The 21,851-nt window shown below is 70.2% G+C and carries 15 protein-coding genes and 1 tRNA gene; 3 read left to right on the forward strand and 13 right to left on the reverse strand.

Annotated features, from left to right (window positions below; genetic code table 11):
* Nucleotides 1-48: 48 nt before the first annotated feature.
* A tRNA-Gly gene (locus tag OG975_RS25090) sits at nucleotides 49-122 on the reverse strand.
* Between the two features lie 580 nt (nucleotides 123-702).
* Between OG975_RS25090 and dcd the strand changes: the two genes are divergently transcribed.
* On the forward strand, nucleotides 703-1,278 hold the full coding sequence (dcd, locus tag OG975_RS25095; protein ID WP_330306034.1) for a dCTP deaminase: 576 nt from the start codon (nucleotides 703-705) through the stop codon (nucleotides 1,276-1,278).
* A gap of 10 nt (nucleotides 1,279-1,288) precedes the next feature.
* On the forward strand, nucleotides 1,289-1,786 hold the full coding sequence (locus OG975_RS25100) for a phosphoribosyltransferase (protein ID WP_330310210.1): 498 nt from the start codon (nucleotides 1,289-1,291) through the stop codon (nucleotides 1,784-1,786).
* Between the two features lie 84 nt (nucleotides 1,787-1,870).
* On the opposite strand, the gene OG975_RS25105 is transcribed toward OG975_RS25100, so the two are convergent.
* From OG975_RS25105 to OG975_RS25155, 11 genes are all read right to left on the reverse strand, one after another.
* Entirely contained in the window at nucleotides 1,871-2,884 is a 1,014-nt protein-coding gene (locus OG975_RS25105; protein WP_406331605.1) for a Yip1 family protein, read from the reverse strand.
* A 74-nt stretch (nucleotides 2,885-2,958) separates the two neighbouring features.
* Entirely contained in the window at nucleotides 2,959-4,464 is a 1,506-nt protein-coding gene (locus OG975_RS25110) for an FG-GAP-like repeat-containing protein (protein ID WP_406331606.1), read from the reverse strand.
* An 85-nt stretch (nucleotides 4,465-4,549) separates the two neighbouring features.
* On the reverse strand, nucleotides 4,550-6,010 hold the full coding sequence (locus OG975_RS25115) for an FG-GAP-like repeat-containing protein (RefSeq protein ID WP_406331608.1): 1,461 nt from the start codon (nucleotides 6,008-6,010) through the stop codon (nucleotides 4,550-4,552).
* 59 nt (nucleotides 6,011-6,069) lie between these two features.
* The gene (locus OG975_RS25120) at nucleotides 6,070-7,518 is read right to left on the reverse strand and encodes an FG-GAP-like repeat-containing protein (RefSeq protein WP_406331609.1); all 1,449 of its coding nucleotides are present in this window, start codon (nucleotides 7,516-7,518) and stop codon (nucleotides 6,070-6,072) included.
* A 34-nt stretch (nucleotides 7,519-7,552) separates the two neighbouring features.
* The gene (locus OG975_RS25125; protein WP_406331610.1) at nucleotides 7,553-8,992 is read right to left on the reverse strand and encodes an FG-GAP-like repeat-containing protein; all 1,440 of its coding nucleotides are present in this window, start codon (nucleotides 8,990-8,992) and stop codon (nucleotides 7,553-7,555) included.
* Between the two features lie 32 nt (nucleotides 8,993-9,024).
* Nucleotides 9,025-10,461: an FG-GAP-like repeat-containing protein gene (locus tag OG975_RS25130; RefSeq protein WP_406331611.1), complete on the reverse strand. Its 1,437-nt coding sequence runs from the start codon at nucleotides 10,459-10,461 to the stop codon at nucleotides 9,025-9,027.
* 51 nt (nucleotides 10,462-10,512) lie between these two features.
* Nucleotides 10,513-11,868 carry an FG-GAP and VCBS repeat-containing protein gene (locus OG975_RS25135; RefSeq protein ID WP_406331612.1) on the reverse strand — a complete coding sequence of 452 codons (1,356 nt, stop codon included), beginning with the start codon at nucleotides 11,866-11,868 and terminating at the stop codon, nucleotides 10,513-10,515.
* A 15-nt stretch (nucleotides 11,869-11,883) separates the two neighbouring features.
* Complete coding sequence (locus tag OG975_RS25140; protein WP_406331613.1) at nucleotides 11,884-13,248, reverse strand: FG-GAP and VCBS repeat-containing protein; 1,365 nt, start codon at nucleotides 13,246-13,248, stop codon at nucleotides 11,884-11,886.
* Nucleotides 13,249-13,346: 98 nt separating this feature from the next.
* Complete coding sequence (locus OG975_RS25145) at nucleotides 13,347-14,831, reverse strand: FG-GAP-like repeat-containing protein (RefSeq protein ID WP_406331614.1); 1,485 nt, start codon at nucleotides 14,829-14,831, stop codon at nucleotides 13,347-13,349.
* 285 nt (nucleotides 14,832-15,116) lie between these two features.
* Nucleotides 15,117-16,595, reverse strand: a complete 1,479-nt coding sequence (locus OG975_RS25150) for an FG-GAP repeat protein (protein WP_406331616.1) — start codon at nucleotides 16,593-16,595, stop codon at nucleotides 15,117-15,119.
* Nucleotides 16,596-16,746: 151 nt separating this feature from the next.
* A complete protein-coding gene (locus OG975_RS25155) occupies nucleotides 16,747-18,051 on the reverse strand; it encodes an FG-GAP repeat domain-containing protein (protein WP_406336447.1) in 1,305 nt (434 codons plus the stop codon).
* A 245-nt stretch (nucleotides 18,052-18,296) separates the two neighbouring features.
* On the opposite strand from OG975_RS25155, the gene OG975_RS25160 reads away from it, so the two are divergent.
* Nucleotides 18,297-19,334, forward strand: coding sequence for a hypothetical protein (locus OG975_RS25160; protein WP_406331617.1), 1,038 nt, complete (start codon nucleotides 18,297-18,299; stop codon nucleotides 19,332-19,334).
* A gap of 133 nt (nucleotides 19,335-19,467) precedes the next feature.
* Here the strand turns inward: OG975_RS25160 and OG975_RS25165 are convergent, their stop codons facing one another.
* Nucleotides 19,468-21,744 (reverse strand): (Fe-S)-binding protein, encoded by a 2,277-nt coding sequence (locus OG975_RS25165; RefSeq protein WP_406331618.1) that lies wholly within the window; start codon nucleotides 21,742-21,744, stop codon nucleotides 19,468-19,470.
* Nucleotides 21,745-21,851: the final 107 nt, after the last annotated feature.

A 21,851-nucleotide genomic window follows, 5' to 3' on the forward strand; every position in this document is an offset into this window, starting at 1 on the left:
CACGTGGAAACAACAAAACCCCCGGGTCTCTGACCTGGGGGTTTCACGTGGAGCGGGTGACGAGAATCGAACTCGCACTCTCAGCTTGGGAAGCTGATGTTCTACCACTAAACTACACCCGCGTAAGACGCCGACCGAGCCGGTGTCGAATGCTCGCTCACTCTACCGCATGCCTGGCCCCCGGCGTCGAAGCCTTGGGGCCCGGTTGCGTTTCGGGGGGTGGATGCGGCTGCGGGGGGCCGGAGTTGGGGCGTACGGTGGGGGCCTGGAAGAGGGTCTGGGCGGGACCGGAGTGCCGCCTGGAGGGCCATCCCTTTGATCCCGTAATGTGGCTTTCGTCGTCAGTTAGACGCGGCTCTTGGGGAAGGGACTCTGAGGACTTGATGGAGCGCACCGTCGTCCGTTGTGCCGAGGGGCACGTGTTCAGCACCGCTTCGTTCCCGATGCAGCAGGCCGAGCGGCTCGGTCCTGGTCGGCTGCTCCGATGTCCGCGGTGTGCGCGGCTCCGGAACGTCGTTCCGGTGGAGTTGGAAAAGCGGTAAAGAGCGGTAAAGAGCGGTAACCAGCGGTAGACAGCAGTAACTGAACGAGCGGTAACCAGCGGTATCGAGAAGTACCAGCGACAAGCGGTACCGCGAAGGGTGCAGGCGCGCGGGACGTCACGATTGTGGTCGGTCCGCGCGCCTTGCGTATCCTCAGGGCGTGCTTCTCTCAGACAAGGACATCCGGGCCGAGATCGACGCCGGGCGGGTCCGGATCGATCCCTACGACGAATCCATGGTGCAGCCGTCGAGCATCGACGTGCGGCTCGACCGCTACTTCCGGGTGTTCGAGAACCACCGTTACCCCCACATCGACCCGGCGATCGAGCAGGCGGATCTGACGCGGCTCGTCGAGCCGGAGGGCGATGAGCCGTTCATCCTCCACCCCGGGGAGTTCGTGCTCGCCTCGACGTACGAGGTCATCTCGCTTCCCGACGATCTTGCATCGCGGCTCGAAGGGAAGAGCTCGCTCGGGCGGCTCGGTCTGGTCACGCACTCCACCGCCGGGTTCATCGACCCCGGGTTCTCCGGGCACGTCACCCTTGAGCTGTCCAACCTCGCGACCCTCCCCATCAAGCTCTGGCCGGGCATGAAGATCGGGCAGCTGTGCATGTTCCGGCTCAGCTCGCCGGCCGAGTTCCCGTACGGCAGCGACCGGTACGGGTCCCGCTACCAGGGCCAGCGCGGACCGACCGCCTCGCGGTCCTTCCTCAACTTCCATCGGACCCAGGTGTGAGGGCGTGAGCATGTCCGAAGTGCGCGAGAACCTCACGTACGAAGGGTTCGGCGGTGCCATCCGCGAGCTCGCCCAGACCATCGCCGACGACGGGTACGAGCCCGACATCGTGCTCTCCATCGCCCGTGGCGGGGTGTTCGTCGCGGGCGGGCTGGCGTACGCCCTCGACTGCAAGAACATCCACCTCGTGAACGTGGAGTTCTATACGGGGGTGGGGACGACCTTGGAGATGCCGGTCATGCTCGCTCCCGTCCCCAACGCCATCGACTTCTCCGACAAGAAGGTGCTCATCACCGATGATGTCGCCGACACCGGGAAGACTCTGAAGCTCGTGCACGACTTCTGCGTCGGTGCCGTCGCCGAGGTCCGCAGCGCCGTGATCTATGAGAAGTCCCACTCCCTCGTGAAGTGCGAGTACGTGTGGAAGCGGACCGATGAGTGGATCAACTTCCCGTGGAGTGTGGAACCGCCTGTCGTGAAGAGGGCGGGGCAGGTTCTCGACGCCTGAGGCATCAAGGACATCGACGAGAGAGGGGCTTCCGGCAGCGCGCCGGAAGCCCCTCTCTCGTACGTACGAGAAGTGCGGGAACTACTAGAACGTGCCCAGCTTCACGATCGACAGGATCGCGATCAGCTGGATCGCCGACGCGCCCAGCGCCTTCGGCCACGGGAGGTCGTGGGACTTGCTGACCATGAGGGTCAGCAGGGCGCCCGCCGCGACCCAGGTCGCCCAGCCCAGGAGCTGGACGAAGGACGCGTTGCCGCCGAAGAACATGGCGACGACCAGGCGCGGGGCGTCCGTGAGGGACATGATCAGCATGGAGAGGCCGACCGTGGGCTGCCAGGCGCCGTCGCCGCCGAGCTGGCGGGCCAGGGTGTGGGTGACCACGCCCAGGATGAAGGTGCTGATGACGATCGCGACGGCGGTGGTGAGGACGATCGGTACGGCGTTGGAGAGGGTGGCGTTGATGGCGTCCGAGCGGGCGCCGTCGAAGCCGAAGACCGCCAGCAGGCCGTAGATGAACGTCACGATGAGCGCCGGGGCCCACATCGTGTAGTCGCGCATCTGGAGGAAGGTCTGGTTGGGGGACATCACGATGCCCCTCAGCAGGTCCTTCCAGTGCAGGCGCGGGCCGACGGGCGGGGCCGCGGCCTGGCCGGCGCGGTAGGTCTCGCCCTGGCTGTAGGGGTCCTCGCCGATCGAGAAGGCCTGGGTGTGGCCGGGGCTGTTCGCCGCGTACGGGTCCGGGCCCTGCTGCGGGTGCCCGTCACCGAAGTACTCCGGCTCGCCCTGGCCACCGCCGGACTGCGGCCAGCCGCCGCCCTGCTGTCCGCCGCCGTAGGGCTGGGAGCCGTACGGCTGCTGCCCTCCGTACTGCTGCTGCGGAGGCGCGGGCGGGTAGCCGTACGGCGGCTGCTGGCCTCCCTGGGGGGCCTGCTGTCCGTACGACGGTCGGTGTTGTTGCGGTCGCGCTTGCGGGGGGCGATTGTCCCGGCCGCCGCGTCCGATCCTGAATCCAGCCACGTCATCGAACGTACCTGGTCCCGCAGAGTGACGTGCCGGGCCCGGGGTTCCGGGCCCGGCATTGGGGCCGACCTGTGACATCCCCTAAGGGGAGGTCTGGGGCGGCCCTTACGGGAGTGTGCGCATGAGATGTGGGCCCGTGCGCCACCCGCGGCTCAGCCGGTGATCCAGGAGCCCAACTGCGGGTACCCCGCGGTGGGGACACCGAGTGCCGTCGTGCCGTAGCTGACCGCGCCGGTGGTGGTCAGACGGGTCGCGGTGCCCTTCAGGGACCACAGGCCACCGTCCTGGTTGTTCTCGCCGGCGGAGCCGATGGCGAGGTCGGCCTTGTTGTCGCCGTTCGTGTCGGCGAGCCGTACCGCGCTGCCGAACCAGTCGCCGCCCTCGACGGAGCCCGGCACACCGGTCGTGCCCTGGTTGTACGCGTACGACGTCCCGGTGGACAGGCCCTTGGTGGTGCCGGGGATCACCGTGACGGCGCCCGCTCCCTCGTACGTCGCCGAGCCGACGGTCTCGTACGGGGCGCCGACGGCGAGATCCGCGTAACCGTCCGCGTTGATGTCGCCGAGGGCGAGGGAGGAGCCGAAGTTGTCGTTCTTCTCCGAGGCGCCGGGGACTCCGGCGGTGTTCTGGGTGATGGTCTGCGCGGCTCGGGTCGTGTCGATGCCTCCGGCACCCCCGTGGACGAGGGTGACGGCTCCGCCGAGTGCGTCCTCGTCGTCGTAGGGGAGGGCGTCGGCGTCCCACGGGTTGCCGGTGACGATGTCGGCGTACCCGTCGCCGTCGACGTCCGCGATGGCCGCCGACGTGCCGTGGCCGACCGAGCCCGCGTACACCGGCTGGTGCGCGCCGGAGGCGAAGGTGTCGAGGAGGTAGAGGGTGTATTTGTGCAGGTCATAGCTGTCGCCGGTGCCTGAGTTGCCACCGACGAGGAGGTCGTCCAGGCCGTCGCCGTTGACGTCGCCCGCGGTCAGGCCGGTGGTGCCCGCCTCCGGCCCGCTGCTGTTGACCGCTGAGGCGACGAAGGTCTCGGAGTACGAGGCGACGGCGCCTGCGGTGTCGACGGTGAAGCCGAAGCGGAGGCGCACCACATTGCTGCCGAACACGACGTACGCCAGGTCGGCCTTGCCGTCCCCGTTGAAGTCGCCGGAGGCGAGCTGGCCGCCGAAGCCCTTCTCCGAGGCCGGGGACGAAACCGATTCCGCGAGGTTGTTCCCGCCGGACAGGCCCTTCGCGCTGCCCCACAGGAAGGTGATGAGTCCCTTGTCGGCGGTGCTGCCGACGTCCTCGCCCGGGGTGCCGACCGCGAGGTCCGTGTATCCGTCGTCGTTGAAGTCGCCCTCGGCCAGGGTCTGGCCGAAAAGGTCGTCGGCCTCCGCGGTGCCGGGGACGCCGGCGGAGTTCTGGGTGATGAACTGCCTGTTGGCCGAGGTGAGTCCGCTCTTCGAGCCGTAGGTGATGACGACGGCGCCCGCCTGGTCGGCCGAGCCGATCCTGGCGTACGGGGCGGTGACGGCAAGATCGCCGTAGCCGTCCCCGTTGAAGTCGGTGAGTGCCCCGGCGGGTGCGGCGCCCGCCGGGGCCGCCGCCAGCGTGAGCAGGCCGCCGGTGAGGGCCACCGCCGTCGCGGTGGCCAGGGTGGTGCGGAGGGGGATTCTCATGTGCATGGGGTTCCTGACTCGGGGTCGCGAAGACAGTTGCACAGGTAAGGCGCAGGCTTCGCGGGCCTGTTGGGGCGGGAGCGCGTCAGCCCGCGAGGTCCGAGCCGAAGGCGGCGCCCTGCTGGGTGGAGAGGCCGAGACTGGTCGGGCCGAAGCTCGTGGCGGTGGTGGTGGAGTAGAGGGTGGAGGCGGCGCCGGGGAGGTGCCAGGCGGCGCCCGCGGGGTCGTTCTCGTTGGCGGCGATCGCGGTGAGGTCGGCGCGGCCGTCACCGTTGACGTCCGAGGCGAGCAGCTGGGAGCCGAAGTTGTCGGTCCCCTCCAGCGCACCCGGGACGCCGGGACTGTCCTGTGTGAGGAAGACCGCGCCGGTGGTGCTCAGCCCCGCGGCGGAGCCTCGCAGCAGGGTGATGGCGCCCGCACTGGACAGGTAGTTCATCTCGTCGCCGAAGCTCTCGCCGCTCGCGCCGATCGCGAGGTCGCCGTGGCCGTCCTTGTCGAGGTCTCCGATCGCCACCGCTCCGCCGAACTGGTCGCCGTACTCGGAGGAGTCCGGAACCCCCGCACTGCTCTGCGTCAGCGTCGTACGGCGGGTGGCGCTCGGGCCCGTCGCCGTGCCGTACACGATGCTGACCTCACCGCCCGTGGAGCCGGAGGGCTCGTTGTCGGGATCGTCGGGGTTGCCGAGGGCGATGTCCCCGTATCCGTCGCCGTCGAGGTCTCCGATCGCGGCCGTCGTCCCGGCACGAAGGGTGGCGCCCTTGCTCAGGCCGCTCGACGTGCCCTTGTAGAAGACGGCGGCGGCGAGGTGCTCGCTGTTGGTCTTCTGGCCGGTGACGACGAGGTCGGCCTTGGCGTCCTTGTCGACGTTGCCCGCGGTCAGCCCTGGGCCGTCGACTCCGGGAGAGTACGACGAGATGCTGCCCGTCGAGCCGGACTTGGTGAACGGGCCGCGGATCAGACGGACTTTGTAGCGGCTGCCGGTGGAGCTCTGTGTGGAGACGGCGAGGTCGGGCTTGCCGTCGCCGGTGAAGTCGGCGGCAGCGACGCTCATCCCGAAGTAACTCCCGTACTGGGGCTCGGGGTTCTCGACCGTCGTGCCGCCCTTCAGCCCGCTCGACGAGCCCCAGACGATGACGACCGTGCCGGAGTCCTCCTTGCTGCCTGAGTCCTCGTGCTCCGCCGCGACGACGAGGTCGCAGTAGCCGTCGCGATTGAGGTCGGCCGCCGCGACCCGGTCGCCGAACTCGTCGTAGGACTCGGCCGATCCGGGGATACCGGCGGTGTTCTGGCTGATGACGGTCCGCTTGGCCGGATTCAGGCCGGTCGCCGTGCCGTACACGACGGCGACCTTGCCGGCCCAGGACTTGCCGTCGACCGTGGCGGCTGGGGCGGCGATCGCGACATCGCGGTAGCCGTCGCCGTTGAAGTCGCCCGACTTGCCCGAGGGCGCGGCCGTGGCCGTGGTGGCCGAGAACGTGAGCAGGCCGCCCGCCAGCGCGGCGGCGGTGGCCGTCGCCAGGGCGAGTCGCAGGGGGTGCTGGTGCATCCGGGCTTCTCCTCTTGAGGCGCTGGGGGTGTGCGGGGGCCGACTGTCCAGGGCAGGGCCTAGCGCAGCATCGCGAAGCCGAGCCTCGGGTAGCCCGACGTCGAGACGCCCGCCGACGACGGACCGAAGCTGACCGCGTTCGTCGTGGTGATGCCGGAGGACGCGCCGCGCAGGGTCCACAGGGCGCCGTCCGCGTTGTTCTCGCCGTCGGCGCCGATGGAGAGGTCGGCGTGGCCGTCGCCGTTGAGGTCGGCGAGATGGACCGCCTTGCCGAACTGGTCGGTCTTCTCGGCGGTGCCGGGGACGCCGGCGGTGTCCTGGGTGAAGGCCTTGGCGTTGGACGTGGACAGGCCGGTGGCCGAGCCGCGCAGCACCGTGACGCTGCCGGCGAGCACCGCGGAGCCGATGTCCTCGTAGAGCGCCCCCACGGCCACGTCGTCGCGGCCGTCTCCGTCGATGTCGCCGATGGAGAGGGACGAGCCGAACCAGTCGGAGTCCTCGGCCGTTCCCGGAACTCCGGCAGTGTCCTGGTCGATCGTCTGGCGCGGGGTGGTGGCGATGCCGTTCGGGCCGCCCAGGTAGGTGTTGATGGAGCCGCCGTCGCCCTCCCGGTAGGCGTTCGGGGCCGCGCTCGACACCACGTCGGCGTAGCCGTCGCCGTTGAGGTCGCCCACGGCCGCCAGCTCCCAGGCGTGGTTGTTCAGGACCGTCTGGAAGGTGAGCCCGGTGGAGGAGCCCAGGTACACCAGGGTGCCGTCGGTGTACGTCGACGCGTCGGGGTTGTACGTGCCGCTGACCGCCAGGTCGTCGGTGCCGTCGCCGTTGATGTCGCCGGCGCTCAGGGACTGGGCGCCGTAGACGCCGTTGCCGGGCTCCAGGTCCGTGGCCAGCTCGTAGCGGGACGCGGCGCCGGAGGCCTTCGTGTAGCCGCCCCGGTGGATCCAGATGTCCTTGCCCGTGCTGCCGACCGCGAGATCCGCCTTGCCGTCCCCGGTGAAGTCGCCGACGGCGAGGGACATGCCGTACAGGTCGTGGGCTGCGGGGGCGGGATCGGGGACCGCCTGCCCGCCGGAGAGGCCGCCGGAGCCGCCCCAGATGATCACGGCCGTACCGCCGTCGGCGTCGCTGCCGACGTCCTCCTTCGCGGCACCGACCACGAGATCGGCGTACCCGTCGCGGTTGAGGTCGCCGGAGGCGAGCGCGGTGCCGAACTCGTCCTCCTTCTCGGCCGTGCCCGGGACGCCGGTGGAGTTCTGCGTGATGACCGTGCGGCGGGAGGCCTTGATGCCGGACGCCGAGCCGTAGTTGACGACCACGGCGCCCGCGTAGGCCTTGCCGCCGACGGTGGCGTAGGGCGCGGCGGTCACCAGGTCGCGGTAGCCGTCGCCGTTGAAGTCGTCGGCGTACTTGGCGGGGGCGGCGGAGGCGGGGGTGGCCAGGGTGAGCAGGCCGCCCGTAACAGCCGCTGCCGTCGCTGCGGCCAGCATTGTGCGCAGGGGGTGCTTCATGTCGTCGGATGTCTCCAGGAGATGGGGAAAACGGTCAGGATGACTGCACGGAGGACCAGTTGGTGTAGTGCTCCTCGGGGAGCCCCACCGCGTTGCCCATGACGTTGTACGAGTTCTTCAAGGACGGGCCGGTGGCGGTGCCTTTGAACACCCAGATGCCGCCGGTCTGGTTGTTCTCTCCGGCTGCGCCGATCACAAGGTCGGGCCGGCTGTCCTTGGTGAGGTCGGCGAGGCGGACGGTCGAGCCGAAGCGGTCGTCGCGCTCGGCGGTGCCGGGGACGGCGGCGGAGTCCTGGGTGATCGCGGTGGAACCGGCGCCCGTAGGCCCGCCCGCGCGGCCGGGGACGAGGATCACGGACCCGGCGTCGCGGAGGGAGCCGAGGTCCTCGCCGGGAACACCCACCACGATGTCGCCGTAACCGTCGCCGTTGACGTCTGCGACGCTCAGGTCGGCGCCGAAGGAGTCGTCGCTCTCGGCGGCACCCGGCACGCCCGCCGTGTCCTGGTGGATCAGGATCGGATCGGCGGCGGGATCGACGCCGTGTACTCCGCCCGGCCAGATCGCGATCTGGCCGCCCTTGTGGCCGGTGCCCTCTTGCGGTGTCCCGTCGATGACCATGTCGGTGGGGTCGCCGACGATCAGGTCGTTGTAGCCGTCGCCGTTGACGTCACCGATGGCCACGTTGTCGCCGTCGGTGGGGAGTGGGGAGGCGGGCGCGGACGGGTTGACGTACACACCCCCGGAGGGGTGGTCGGACAGGCCCACGCTGATGTCGACGTACGAGGGGTGTCCGCTGGCGTTGAGGTCGCCGAGGGTCACGTCGTCGAGCGACGGGGTGTCCATCCCCAGGCCGGCACCCACCGGCTTGCCGGTCCGGGTGAACGGGCCGGTCAGGTCGATGCTCGCGCACCAGCCGGTCACGGAGACCACGGGGGCGCCCGGGGCGGCTTTCGGATTGACCGCCGCGACTCCTGTGCCGTAGGAGCAGCCGCCGGTGTCTCCGTCTGCGTACGGGCTCGGAGCAGGCAGGACGGCGCTGCTTTTCAGGCCCTGCGCGCTGCCCCACAGTACGGTGACGCTGCCCCGGGTCTGCGCGCCGGGCACGTCCTCGTAGGGCGCGCCGACGAGCAGGTCCGCGTAGCCGTCGGTGTCGAGGTCGGCGGAGGCCACCGAGGAGCCGAAGGCGTCGTACGTCTCCGCCGCGCCCGCGACTCCCGTGGTGTTCTGGGAGATCAGCTGCCCCTTCGCCGTGCCGGGACCGGACGACGTGCCGTAGAGGACGACGACGGCGCCCGCCCCCTCCTTGCCCGAGACGGTGGCGTCCGGGGCGGCGACGACCAGGTCGCGATAGCCGTCCCCGTTGAAGTCGTCCGCGTACTTGGCCGGAGCGGCGGAGGCGGGCGCCGACAGGGTGAGGGGGGTGAGGCCCGCCGCCACGAGGGCGGCGAGCGTCACCGAAGTGCGCTTACGCATACAGGAGTTCTCCGTCCAGTATGTGAGGGAGGTCAGCCCGCGAAGACGTTGCCGAAGTACGCGTCGCCCGAAGGGCCGCCCAGCGTCACGCCGTTGAAGGACTTGGAGCCGGTCGCGGTGGTGCCGGACGTGGTGGACTTGAAGAGCCAGACCGCGCCATCGGAGCCGTTCTCGCCGAACGCGCCGACCGTCAGTTCGGCGCGGCCGTCGGCGTTGGCGTCCGTCAGGAAGACCGCGTCGCCGAAGTAGTCCTCGGACTCGGCGGTGCCGGGCACGTTCGCGGTGTCCTGCGAGTAGGACTTGGAGTTGGTGCCGGTCAGGCCGGAGGCGGAACCGCGCAGGACCGTGACCTGGCCCGCGTGCTTCTTCGTGCCGAGGGTCTCGCTGTTGGAGCCGATCACGACGTCGGCGTACCCGTCGCCGTTGGTGTCGCCGGACGACAGGCTCCAGCCGAAGCCGTCCCACTTCTCGCCGGTGCCGGGGACGCCGGTGGTGTCCTGGGTGATACGGACGGGCGTACGGGTGCTGAGGCCGCCGGAAGCGCCGTACGTCACCGTGATCGCGCCGCCCAGGCCGCCGTTCGGCTCGGTCGTGGACTTCTCCATGAAGTTGCCGGTGACGATGTCGCCGTAGCCGTCCTTGTCGACGTCGGCGATGGTGGCCGCGTAGCCGCCCGCGAGCTTCTTGCTGTACTTCGGGCCGGTGGCCGAGCCGAGGTAGAGGGCGCTGCGGGTGGCGTAGTCGCCGCTGCTGGTCTCCTGCTGGCCCATGACCAGGAGGTCCGTCTTGCCGTCGCCGTTGACCTCGCCGGCGACCAGGCCGTCCGGGTAGATGGTCGTCTGGTCGATGGTGTCGACGCCGACGAGCGAAGCCGCCTTGCCCGTACGGGAGATGGGGCCGCGGAAGATGTTCAGGGCGGGCGTGGAGTTGTTGGCGGCGGCCAGGTCGGTGTGGCCGTCGCCGTCGAAGTCGCCGGCCGCGATCTGCCAGCCGAGCTCGTTGCGGTACTCCGGCAGCGGCGAGGAGATGTCGGTGCCGGACTTCACGCCGTCCGCGCCGCCCCACAGGACGGTGAGCGTGCCGTAGTCGTCGGTGGAGCCGATCTTCTCGCTGTGCACGCCGACCACGATGTCCGTGTAGCCGTCGCCGTCCATGTCGCCCGTGGTCAGGCGGTCGCCGAAGTAGTCGGACGACTCCGGGGTGCCCGGGATGCCGGTCGTGGCCTGGCTGATGATCTGCCGCTTGGAGGTGTCCAGGCCGCTCGCCGTGCCGTAGACCACGGCGACGTAACCGGCACCGGTCTTGCCGCCGACCTTGGCTATGGGCGCGGCGATCGCGAGGTCGCGGTAGCCGTCGCCGTTGAAGTCGCCGGACAGGCCCGAGGGCGCGGCGGCGGCCGTGGTGGCGGGCAGGGCGGTGAGCAGGCCGGTCGTCAGGGTCGCGGCCAGGAGGAGGGTGCGCTTGCGCATGCCAAGTCCGTTCGGGGAAGCGGAAAGTGAGGGGATTTCAGGTCAGTCAGGTCAGTCGAGGAAGGCGCCGCCGTACTCGGGCAGCGTGACGGCGCCGGACGCCGTTGCGCCGGTGGCGGTGCCACGCAGCACCAACGCGCCGTTCGTCGCGCCCACCGCCAGGTCGGCCTTGCCGTCGTCGTTCAGGTCACCCAGCCGGAGCTGGAAGCCGAAGGACGCGTCCGAACCGTCCGCGCCCGTCACCGTCTGGGGGATCCAGGAGGAGCGGGCGCCGCTCAGGCCGCCGGAGCCGCCGCGGAACAGGTGCACGCCGCCCTGGTCCTCGTTGCCGCCGACGTCCTCGTACGGGACGCCGATCGCGAGGTCCGCGTAGCCGTCGCCGTTGACGTCGGCGGCCGAGACGGCATACCCGAAGTCGTCGTTGTCCTCGGGCGTGCCGGAGACGCCGGAAGTGGCCTGGGTGAACGTGGTCGAGCCGCTCGGGCCCGAGGCGGTGCCGCGCCAGACGATGACCGCGCCCCTGCTGGTGTTCCGGTCGGGCTGGCCGAGGGCGATGTCGCCGTAGCCGTCCTTGTCGAAGTCGCCGATGGCGGCGGTCGTGGCGTCGCTGCCGACTGTCTTGGGCGCGCCCGACATCAGGCCACTGGAGGCGCCCTTGAGGAACCAGACGCGGCTGAACACGTCGTCGCCGGAGAACTGCGCGCCGAGGACCACCAGGTCCGTCTTGCCGTCGCCGTTGACCTTGCCGGCTTCGAGGCCGTACGAGTACCAGCCCGCGTCCGCCTTGTCGATCTTGCTGACGGTGCCGGTGGCGCCGGACTTGGTGAAGGAGCCGCGGTGCAGCCAGGCCTCCTGGCCGCCGATCACCGCGAGGTCGGGGGAGCCGTCCCCGTTGAAGTCACCGGTGGCGAGGTCGTCGCCGAATTGGTCGGCCTCGCCGGACTTGGGGGCGACGCTGGTGCCGCCGGACAGGCCGGAGCGGGAGCCCCAGACGATGGTGACCGTGCCGCGGTAGTCGTAACTCCCCACCTTCTCGGTGGGGTTGCCGACGACGAGGTCCGCGTAGCCGTCCTTGTTGAGGTCGGCGCTCGCGAGCGACTCGCCGAACGAGTCGTCCTCCTCGCCCGTGCCCGGGATGCCCGCGCTGTCCTGGTGGACGACCTGAGGGTGCGCGGTGTCGAGGCCGCTCGCGGTGCCGTAGACGACGGTGACGGCGCCGCCCTTCCAGCCGCCGGTGCCGGAGATGCTCGTGTAGTAGTTGCCGTATGCGAGGTCGCGGTAGCCGTCGCCGTTGAAGTCGTCGTAGTGCTTCGCGACGGCGGCGGACGCCGGAGTGGTCAGGACGAGCGGGGTGAGGCCCGCCGCGAGCAAGGAGGCGGCGAGGGCCGCGGAGGTACGTCTGCGCATGGGGGTCTCCAGTGGTCAGCCGACGAGGGTCGTGCCCAGGGTCGGGTCGTCTGCGGTGGAGATCGAGAAGCTGCTGGGCCCGTAGGCGGCGGCGCCGGACGTGGTGATGCCGGAGGCGGAGCCCTTGAGGAAGGTGACGAGGCCGGCGCCGCTGTTCTCGCCGTCCGCACCGGCCAGCAGGTCGGCCTTGCCGTCGCCCGTGACGTCGGTCAGCAGGACGGACGTACCGAAGAAGTCGTTGTACTCGGCGGAGCCCGGGACGCCCGGGGTGTCCTGGGTCAGCGTCACGGGGGAGGCGAGGCCGTCGGCGCTGCCGTAGTGGACGAGGACCGCGCCGTTGACGGTGGTGATGCTGGACTCCTCCGGGTAGCCGAGGGCCAGTTCGAGATAGCCGTCGCCGTTGATGTCGCCGAGGGAGGGGCGGCCGGCGTTCGCGAGGCTCCCGGTGCTGCTGCTGACGCCGGTGGAGGTGCCGTACGACAGGGCCGCCGCGCCCGGAGCCCCGTCGCCGCCGGTCGTGGTCTCCGTCTCGCCGGTGACGATGTCGCCGTAGCCGTCCTTGTCCAGGTCGCCGATGGCGAGCTGCCGGCCGTAGGGGAGTTCGGTCTTCTTCGACGGGGCCGAACTCGTCCCGAAGTAGAGGTAGTTGTGGTCCAGGTAGGTCTCGGAGGCGATCTTGGTGTGGCCGCCGAGGATCAGATCGGCCTTCGCGTCGGTGTTCACCTTGCCCGCCGTCAGGCTCCGCACGCCCGCGCTGCCGGTCCACGTCGTGGTGTAGGTGATCTTCGAGCCGGTCGAACCGGCCTTCGTGAAGCCGCCCTTGACGATCCACTGGGTGGTGCCGGTCGCGCCGACGGCGAGGTCGGCCTTGCCGTCGCCGGTGAAGTCGCCGACGGCCAGGGCCTGGCCCCAGCGGTCGTGCTTCGTCGGTGCCGGGTCCGCCACGGTCGTGGCGCCCTTCAGACCGGTGGAGGAGCCCCAGACGATGACGACGGTGCCGCCGGCCACGTCGTCGCCGACCTGCTCGTACGGGGTGCCGACCACGAGGTCGCTGTAACCGTCGTTGTTGAGGTCGCCGACGGCCGCCGCGTCGCCGAAGTAGTCGTAGAGCTCGGCCGTGCCGGGGACACCGGAGGTGTTCTGGTTGACGGACGTCTTGCGTCCGACGCCGCTCGACGAGCCGTACGCGATGCCGACCGAGCCCGCCTCCTCCTCACCGCCGGCGGTGGCGTTGGGGGCCGGGGCGGCGGCGTCCTGGTAACCGTCGCCGTTGAAGTCGCCGACCAGGCCGGAGGGCGCGGCGGTGGCCGTGGTGGCGGGCAGGGCGGTGAGCAGGCCGGTCGTCAGGGTCGCGGCCAGCAGGAGGATGCGCTTGCGCAAGGCGGGGGCTCCAGGGAGGGGGAAGCCGGGCCCGTGGTGCACGGGCCCGGCGAATGCACAAGAAACGGAACGGAAGGGAGGGGAAGGGAACGGGACGGCTAGTCGGCGAAGATGGCGCCGAACTGCGGCGTACCCGTCGTCGAGACGCCCGAGGTGCTCGGCGAGATGGTGCGCGAGCCGGTCGTCGTGATCGTCGTGCCGTTGGAGGGCAGGTAGGTCACGGCCCCGTTGGCGCTGTTCTCGTACGAGCCCACGACCAGGTCGGCCTTGCCGTCGCCGGTGACGTCGTCGAGCTTCACGTCGGCGCCGAAGAGGTCGCTCTTCTCGTCGTTGCCGGGGACGCCCGCCGTGCTCTGGGCGAAGGACTGGACGCCGGAGGAGACCTTGACGCCGCTCGCGGAGCCGTACAGGACGGTGACCATGCCGGCGTTGGTGACGCCGTCGATGTCCTCGTCGGGGGCGCTGACGACGAGGTCCTGGTAGCCGTCGCCGTTGACGTCACCCAGGTCCAGGTCCCAGCCGAAGCCGTCGCCCTTCTCCGAGGTGCCGGGCACGCTGCCGGTGTTCTGGGTGATGCCGGAGGTCGAGGCCGGGCCGGAAGCGGAGCCGTAGGTGATGTTCACCTTGCCGCCGTTGGCCGCGTCCGGGACGGGCGTGCCCTCGGTGGTGGTGGCGTCCCAGCCGGCGCCGCTGACGATGTCGCCGAAGCCGTCGCCGTTGATGTCGCCGATACCGGTGACGATGCCGGGCTTCAGGGCCTGCGCGGAGGCGACGCTGAGGCCGTTCGCCGTGCCGGGCACGTAGTAGTTGGTGTTCCAGCCGGAGCTGGTCTGGGTCTCGTAGCCGTCGACGATCAGGTCGGTGCGGCCGTCGCCGTTCACGTCACCGGCGGTCAGGCTCATCGGCCCGAACGGGTAGTCGTTGGTGCCCGACTGGATCGGGGGCTTGAGGGTCGAACGGCCGCCGGGCGTACCGCTGGTGCTGAAGCCGCCCTTGTAGACGTAGAGGGTGGCGGCCGAGCTGCCGACGACCAGGTCGGCCTTGCCGTCGCCGTCGAAGTCGCCGGCGGCCAGGTCCTTGCCCCAGTAGTCGTGCGAGGAGCCGGCCGGGTCCGGGACGTCGATGCTCTTGCCGGTGAGGCCGCTCGCCGAGCCCCAGAGGATGGCGAGGGCGCCGCCGTTGCTGTCGGTGCCGACGTTCTCGTACGGGGAGCCCACGGCGAGGTCGTCGTACCCGTCGCCGTTGAAGTCGGCGTACGCCGTCTCGGCGCCGAAGTAGTCGCCGGTCTCGGCGGTACCCGGGACGCCGGTGGTGTTCTGGCTGATCGTGGAGCGCTTGGCGGACGATATGCCGGTGGTGGTGCCGTAGAGCACGACGACCTGGCCGGCGTTGGCGTGGCCGCTGACATAGGCGCCCGGCGCCGAGGCGACGACGTCACCGTAGCCGTCGCCGTTGAAGTCGGCCTTCGCCGTCTTGAAGGAGTCGGCGGCGGTCGCGGTGGCAGCCGTGAACGTGAGCAGACCGCCCGTCAGCGCGGCAGCGGTGGCCGTCGCGAGGGCGAGTCGCAGGTGCTTCTTGTGCATGCGGGGTTCTCCTGCGGCATGCGGGGATGTCTGGCGGACATCCGCAGTCAATGGGGTGCTGACTGCCCGCGTTCGCCTGGAGTTGTCCGAGGGTTCGCGGGGCGGTCGACTAACAGGAGACCCCTGGTGGGGACTGAGGGTTGTACGTGAGTTCGGTAAATTTTTGCGGCTGGTGGGGAGGGTGGGGCAAGTGGGATGAACGGGGTCAGTGAGGTCAGTGAGGTCTGTGGGGCCAGTGGGGCCTGGCGCCGGGTTCGCGCCAGGCCCTCCCGGTCGGGCTCCGGGTCAGCCGAGGAGGCCGGTGCCGAAGGCGCCGTACGTACGGGACAGGCCGAAGGTGCCGGGGCCGAACGAGCGGGAGTTGCTGGTGCCGACACCGTCCGCGGAACTGAGCAGTGCGGTGACCGCGCCGACGCCCTCGTTCTCGAAGCCCGCGGCGATGGTGAAGTCGGCGCGGCCGTCCTTGTTCACGTCCGACAGGAGGACGTCGGAGCCGAAGTAGTCCATGGACTCGGCGGTCCCGGGGACACCGGTCGTGGCCTGCGAGAAGGTACGGCCGCCGGTGCGGGAGACGCCCGAGGACGAGCCGTTCATGAGCACGGTCGCGCCGGTGTCCTCCGCCGAGCCGATGTCCTCGAAGACGACGCCGATGGCGAGTTCGCCGTAGCCGTCGCCGTTGGTGTCGGCGATGGAGACCGAGCCGCCGAAGCCGTCGTTCGCCTCGTCGGTGCCGGGAACTCCGGTGGAGTCCTGGGTGAGTTCGGCCATGGGCGCGTCACCGTTGATGGGGCCGCCCGCGCTGCCGCGGATGACGACGACCTGGCCGCCGAGGGTGCCGGTGTGGTCGTCCTCCTTGGTGAAGACGTTGCCGAGGGCGATCTCGTCGTAGCCGTCGCCGTCGATGTCGCCCAGCGCGATGGAGGTGCCGCCGTTGAGCGGGCGCGACATGGCGGTGTCCAGGCCGGAGGAGGCGCCCATGTAGGCGACGCCCTTGGACCAGCTGCCCGACGCGTCCGAGGTGTCGTCGATGCGGTAGGTGAGGACGAGGTCGGCCTTCTTGTCGCCGTTGGTGTCGCCCGCCTTCATGGCGTCGGCGCCGTACTCCGCATTCTCCGGCAGATTGATCTTCTGCGCGGTGCCGGTGACACCGGCGGTCGTGAAACGGCCGCGGATCATGTACACGTGCGAGGAGCCGGTACCGACGGCCAGGTCGGCCTTGCCGTCGCCGTTGAAGTCGCCGGCGGTCAGCAACTTGCCCCAGTTGTCGTGCGCGGTGGGCGCCGGGTCCTTGACCGAGGTGCCGTTCTTGATGCCGGCCGCCGAGCCCCACAGCACGGTGACCGAGCCGCCGTCGACGTCCGAGCCGACGTCCTCGCCGGGGGCGCCGACCGCGAGGTCCGTGTAGCCGTCGCCGTTGAGGTCGGCCACGGCGAGCGCCTCGCCGAAGCTGTCCTCGGCCTCGGCGGTGCCGGGCACGCCCGCGGTGTTCTGGCTGACGACCGTGCGCTTGGCGGGGTTCAGGCCGGTGGAGCTGCCGTAGACCACGGCCACGTAACCGGCCATGCCCTTGCCGCCGACCTTCGCGTACGGGGCGGCGAACGCGACGTCGCCGTAGCCGTCGCCGTTGAAGTCCGCCTTGTACTGGCGGACCGAGCCGGCGGCCGACGCGGTCGCGGCCGAGCAGACGAGCAGCCCGCCCGTCAGCGCGACGGCGGTGGCCGTCGCGAGGGCGAGGCGCAGGTGGTGCGAGGGGCGCTGGGGCATGCGGGGGTCTCCTGCGGTCGGATGACATCGGATGACATACGGCTGATCAGGAGACCGGTTGTGTTGCGCAAGGGTTGTACGTGAGTTCGATGAGTCTTTGTTTTTCCTGTGCCGGGCGAGCGGGCGCACGGACGGGCGGATGGGCGGGCGCTTACGGGGTCAGGAACTCCGAACTGGAGAAGGTGACCGTCGGCTTCTGTGCGACCAGCCCCTTCGCCGTCCCCGGATAGAGGGCGACCGTGTCCCGCGTCTCTCCCCGGTACGTCCGCACCACCAGGTCCGCCCGCCCGTCGCCGGTGAAGTCGCCGACGGCCAGTACCCGGGTGGTGCCCCGGGCGGGCGGCTTCACGGTCACCGTGCCCTTCGCGGACAGTCCGGTCGTACGACCCCGCAGCACGCGCAACTCCGCACCGCTGGAGACGAGTTCGCTGAGGCCGTCGCCGTCGAAGTCGCCCGCGTCGAGCACCGAGCCCGGGGTGGAGACGCTGCCGCGGGCGGTGCCGGGGAGGTCGTAGCGCAGAGACGTTCCGCCCATCGAACCGATCGCCGCGTCGAGGGCCTTGCCCTTGCCGAAGCGGCCGAAGGCGACGTCGATGCCGGTCGGCAGGGTGGTGCCGGTGCGGGTCGGGCCGGCCGGGCCGCCGAGGACGACGGCGGAGGGGGCGGTGCCGTCCGCCGTCGTACGGACGAGGAGGTCGTCGTAGCCGTCGCGGTTCACGTCGACGGCGGGCTCGGTCGGCACGTTGCCCGGGGAGACGAGCGGCTTGCCCGCCGCGCGCGGGGTGCCCTTGCGGCTGAACGGGCCGCGCAGATAGCTGAGTTCACCGTTGGAGGCGTGCACGACGAGGTCGTTCGCGCCGTTGCCGTCGAAGTCGCCGCAGGCCGGCTGGTCCGGCCAGTCGTTGCCGAAACGTGCCTGCGCGGGGATGGTGAGCTTCACCGCCTTGCCGGTCAGACCGGCGGGCGAGCCGAAGAGGATCTGGAGCGGGACGGGCGGCTGCCCCTGCCCGTCGTACGGCGGATCGGTCGACACGACGAGATCGGTGAAGCCGTCCTTGTCGAGGTCGCAGCTCGCCTCCGCGTCGAAGACCGCCGGGAGTTGGCCCTTGGTGGGCGCCGCCTGCTTCGCCGGGCTGAGCAACTGCCGTGCGCCGGGGGCGAGTCCGTGGGCCGTCCCCGTCCCGTAGACGATGCCGATGCCCGCGTCGTCGCTGTGACTCTGGTCCTTCACCAGGTCGTTGAGGACGAGGTCACGGTGGCCGTCGCCGTTGAAGTCGTCGGGGGTTTTGCTGCCCTTGCCGTGCGGGACGGGGAGGTGGGCGGGGGCCTTGGCGACCTGTGCGGGGGTGTGCCGGGTGGCTCCGGCGTCGGTGGTGGGGCCGCAGGCCGCGAGCAGCAGGAGGAGACAGCCGAACGCCGTTGCTGTCGCCGCCGTCGCCGGAGTCGCCGTACGTATTCCGCTTCCGCGCCTGCTTCTTCGCCCGCGCACCATTCACCCCGACCGCACCGTCGACAACAACCTGCACATGATGGCCCTGTTGGGGTGATGCGTTAAGGGTGCGGGCGTGCGGGATCGGTCACTTGCGTGGCGGAGTGCGTGGCGGCGTCCGTAGCGGTGAGGCCTTGACAGCGACTCGGTGATGGTGCGTTTGTTCGGCAGGGGATCACGGGGATCACGGGGATCACGGGGGAGTGGGGTTCATGCGGTCTGCGCTGGTCTGGATCGTGCGGGTGTGCGGGCTGGTGGGGTGGGTCGCGGCGGGGGTCGCGTGCTGGTGGCTGCTGGGTGTCTCCGCCGTGCCGCGGCCGTGGACCGGGCCGCTGGTGTGGGGAGGTGTGGCGGCGGGGTGCGCGGTCGTGCGGGTCGGGGCGTTGTGGGGCCTGCGGGCGCTGCGGCCGCGTGGGGACGAGGAGGCTGTTTCCCTCGCGAAGGCGGGTGCGCGGGAAGGGCGGGTCGGGCGGGCCGGGCGGAACGAGGAGCTTGGCCGGGCGCCGCTGGACGACGTTCTCGGGTTCTCGTTCGGCTCGCCGGGCTGGGCCAGGGTTCGTACCGGTGCCGTGTGGCTTCTCGTGCCCTTCGCCTCCGGGGCGCTGTTCGTCGGCATGATGGCGGACTCCTCGGGCAACGGCAGGATCGACGCCCTGCGCGAGGCGGGCGCCGAGGTGAGCGCCGCGACCGTCGTGGAACCGCCGCGCGCGGTGCGGGAGGACCTCAGTGACGACGTCGTACGCGGCTATATGTCCCGGCTGGTGGTCTCCGTGTCCGGCGGTCCCGAACGGCTCACCGTGAAGGGTGCGTACACGGACGCCAAGCCCCGCGTCGGCACCGAGGTCGAGGTCCTGTGGTCCCGGTCCGCGCCGCGCCTCGGCGGAGTCGTGCACGAGCGCGAGAGTCTGCGGACGCTCGCCGCGGGCCGCTGGGAGGCCTTTCCGGACGGGGCGAACGGCGGGGACGCGCTGGTCGCCTTCGTCCTCGTCATGGTCGTCGGATGCGTGGTCGGCGCCGTCTTCACCTTCGCGGCCGGGCCGGACGGACTGCGGCGGATGGCGTGGTCGCCCACGGTCCAGACGGTCCGCGGCGCACTGACCGTGGCGGTGTTCCTGGGCTGGCGGCCGCTGCTGCTGGGGCGCGACGCGAGTGCGCCCGAGGTGCCGTTCGTGCTGGTCGGCGCGGGCGGCTTCGTCCTCGTGCTCCTCGTGTACGTCTTCTCGTCGCTGACGAGTTTCGGTGAGGACTGAGGAGCCCCATGCCCGGGAGGGGGCCTGACAGAGGTATTCCAAACTGACCGCCAGGAACGGCGACGCCCCCTGCCCGGGTGGGGCAGGGGGCGTCGGTCGTACCGATCTGGCCGGTCGGGCCGGTCGAGGCCGGTTACTTCACCGGCTCCGGCTCCGGCGCGCTCTCCGACTCGGCCTCGCCGGCCGGGGGCTCGTCGTCGACCGGGGTCTTGACGGATTCGAGGAGCAGCTGGGCCACGTCGACGACCTGGATGGACTCCTTGGCCTGGCCATCGTTCTTCTTGCCGTTGACCGAGTCGGTCAGCATGACGAGGCAGAACGGGCAGGCGGTGGAGACGATGTCGGGGTTGAGCGACAGGGCTTCGTCAACACGCTCGTTGTTGATGCGCTTGCCGATCCGCTCCTCCATCCACATCCGCGCACCACCGGCGCCACAGCAGAAGCCGCGCTCCTTGTGGCGGTGCATCTCCTGCTGACGCAGGCCCGGGACGGCGGACATGATCTCGCGCGGCGGCGTGTAGATCTTGTTGTGGCGGCCCAGGTAGCAGGGGTCGTGGTAGGTGATCAGACCCTCGACCGGGGTGACCGGCAGCAGCTTGCCGTCGTCGATGAGGTGCTGGAGCAGCTGGGTGTGGTGGATGGTCTCGTAGTCGCCGCCGAGCTGCGGATACTCGTTGCCGATCGTGTTCAGGCAGTGCGGGCAGGTCGCGACGATCTTCTTCGCCGACCGCGGCTTCTTCGTCGACTCGTCTTCGTCGTCCTCGCCGAACGCCATGTTCAGCGCGGCGACGTTCTCCATGCCGAGCTCCTGGAACAGGGGCTCGTTGCCGAGGCGGCGGGCGGAGTCACCGGTGCACTTCTCGTCGCCGCCCATGATCGCGAACTTGACGCCCGCGATGTGGAGGAGCTCGGCGAACGCCTTCGTCGTCTTCTTGGCGCGGTCCTCGAGGGAACCGGCACACCCGACCCAGTACAGGTACTCGACCTCGCTGAGGTCCTCGATGTCCTTGCCGACGACCGGCACCTCGAAGTCGAGTTCCTTGAGCCATTCGAGGCGCTGCTTCTTGGCGAGACCCCAGGGGTTGCCCTTCTTCTCCAGGTTCTTGAGCATCGTGCCGGCCTCGCTCGGGAAGGCGGACTCGATCATCACCTGGTAGCGGCGCATGTCGACGATGTGGTCGATGTGCTCGATGTCGACCGGGCACTGCTCGACGCAGGCGCCACAGGTGGTGCAGGACCACAGGACGTCGGGGTCGATGACGCCGTTCTCTTCGACGGTGCCGATGAGCGGCCGCTCGGCTTCCGCCAGGGCGGCGGCGGGCACGTCCTTCAGCTGCTCCTCGGACGCCTTCTCATTGCCCTCCATGTCCTTGCCGCCACCGGCGAGCAGGTAGGGGGCCTTGGCGTGCGCGTGGTCGCGCAGCGACATGATCAGCAGCTTGGGGGAGAGCGGCTTGCCGGTGTTCCAGGCGGGGCACTGCGACTGGCAGCGGCCGCACTCGGTGCAGGTGGAGAAGTCGAGCAGGCCCTTCCAGGAGAACTGCTCGACCTGGCTGACACCGAAGACGTCGTCCTCACCGGGGTCGGTGAAGTCGATCGGCTTGCCGCCGGAGGTCATGGGCTGGAGCGCGCCGAGGGCGGTCTCACCGGTCGCGTTGCGCTTGAACCAGATGTTCGGGAACGCGAGGAAGCGGTGCCAGGCGACACCCATGTTGGTGTTCAGCGAGACCACGATCATCCAGATGAACGAGGTGCTGATCTTGATCATCGCGACCAGGTAGATCAGGTTCTGCAGCGCGGAGACGCTCAGGCCCTTGAAGGCGAGGACCAGCGGGTACGAGGCGAAGTACGCGGCCTCGTAGCTCTCCACGTGGTGGATGGCGCCTTCCAGGCCGCGCAGCACGTAGATGGCCAGGCCGATGGTGAGAATGACGTACTCGACGAAGTACGCCTGTCCGGCCTTGGAGCCCGTGAACCGGGACTTGCGGCCGGCCCGCGAGGGCAGGCTGAGCAGCCGGATCGCCATCAGGACGACGATGCCGAGGACGGTCATCACGCCGATGAACTCGGTGTACATCTCGACCGGCAGGAAGTCGCCGATGACCGGCAGCACCCAGTCGGCCTTGAACAGCTGGCCGAACGCCTGGGCGAGGGTCGGCGGCAGCGTCAGGAAGCCGACGGCCACGAACCAGTGGGCGAAGCCGACGATGCCCCAGCGGTTCATCCGCGTGTGGCCGAGGAACTCCCTGACCAGGGTCACGCTGCGCTGGTAGGGGTTGTCGGTCCGGGTGCCGGCGGGTACGCGCTGGCCGACATTGAAATACCGGACGAACTGGCCGATGGCGCGTGCGAGCAGCGCAACGCCGACCACGGTCAGGACCAGCGACACGATGATCGCGGCGAGTTGCATTTGGGGGCTCCTCGGGCCTGCGAGGTGTTGCTCCGAGGGTGACCTCGAAGGTGATTACTAAGCGGTAACTTATGGAGTCCGTCTGAGACTACCTACATCTTCCGCCG

The organism is Streptomyces sp. NBC_00203 (assembly GCF_045206325.1).
In the GTDB taxonomy this organism is placed as follows: Bacteria; Actinomycetota; Actinomycetes; order Streptomycetales; family Streptomycetaceae; genus Streptomyces; species Streptomyces lutosisoli.

Bases quoted from the DNA above. Each gene is read 5' to 3' on its own strand.
- OG975_RS25100 (WP_330310210.1), top strand. From the start codon at position 1,289: ATGTCCGAAGTGCGCGAGAACCTCACGTACGAAGGGTTCGGCGGTGCC.
- OG975_RS25105 (WP_406331605.1), bottom strand. From the start codon at position 2,884: ATGTCACAGGTCGGCCCCAATGCCGGGCCCGGAACCCCGGGCCCGGCA.
- OG975_RS25110 (WP_406331606.1), bottom strand. From the start codon at position 4,464: ATGAGAATCCCCCTCCGCACCACCCTGGCCACCGCGACGGCGGTGGCC.
- OG975_RS25115 (WP_406331608.1), bottom strand. From the start codon at position 6,010: ATGCACCAGCACCCCCTGCGACTCGCCCTGGCGACGGCCACCGCCGCC.
- OG975_RS25120 (WP_406331609.1), bottom strand. From the start codon at position 7,518: ATGAAGCACCCCCTGCGCACAATGCTGGCCGCAGCGACGGCAGCGGCT.
- OG975_RS25125 (WP_406331610.1), bottom strand. From the start codon at position 8,992: ATGCGTAAGCGCACTTCGGTGACGCTCGCCGCCCTCGTGGCGGCGGGC.
- OG975_RS25130 (WP_406331611.1), bottom strand. From the start codon at position 10,461: ATGCGCAAGCGCACCCTCCTCCTGGCCGCGACCCTGACGACCGGCCTG.
- OG975_RS25135 (WP_406331612.1), bottom strand. From the start codon at position 11,868: ATGCGCAGACGTACCTCCGCGGCCCTCGCCGCCTCCTTGCTCGCGGCG.
- OG975_RS25145 (WP_406331614.1), bottom strand. From the start codon at position 14,831: ATGCACAAGAAGCACCTGCGACTCGCCCTCGCGACGGCCACCGCTGCC.
- OG975_RS25150 (WP_406331616.1), bottom strand. From the start codon at position 16,595: ATGCCCCAGCGCCCCTCGCACCACCTGCGCCTCGCCCTCGCGACGGCC.
- OG975_RS25160 (WP_406331617.1), top strand. From the start codon at position 18,297: ATGCGGTCTGCGCTGGTCTGGATCGTGCGGGTGTGCGGGCTGGTGGGG.
- OG975_RS25165 (WP_406331618.1), bottom strand. From the start codon at position 21,744: ATGCAACTCGCCGCGATCATCGTGTCGCTGGTCCTGACCGTGGTCGGC.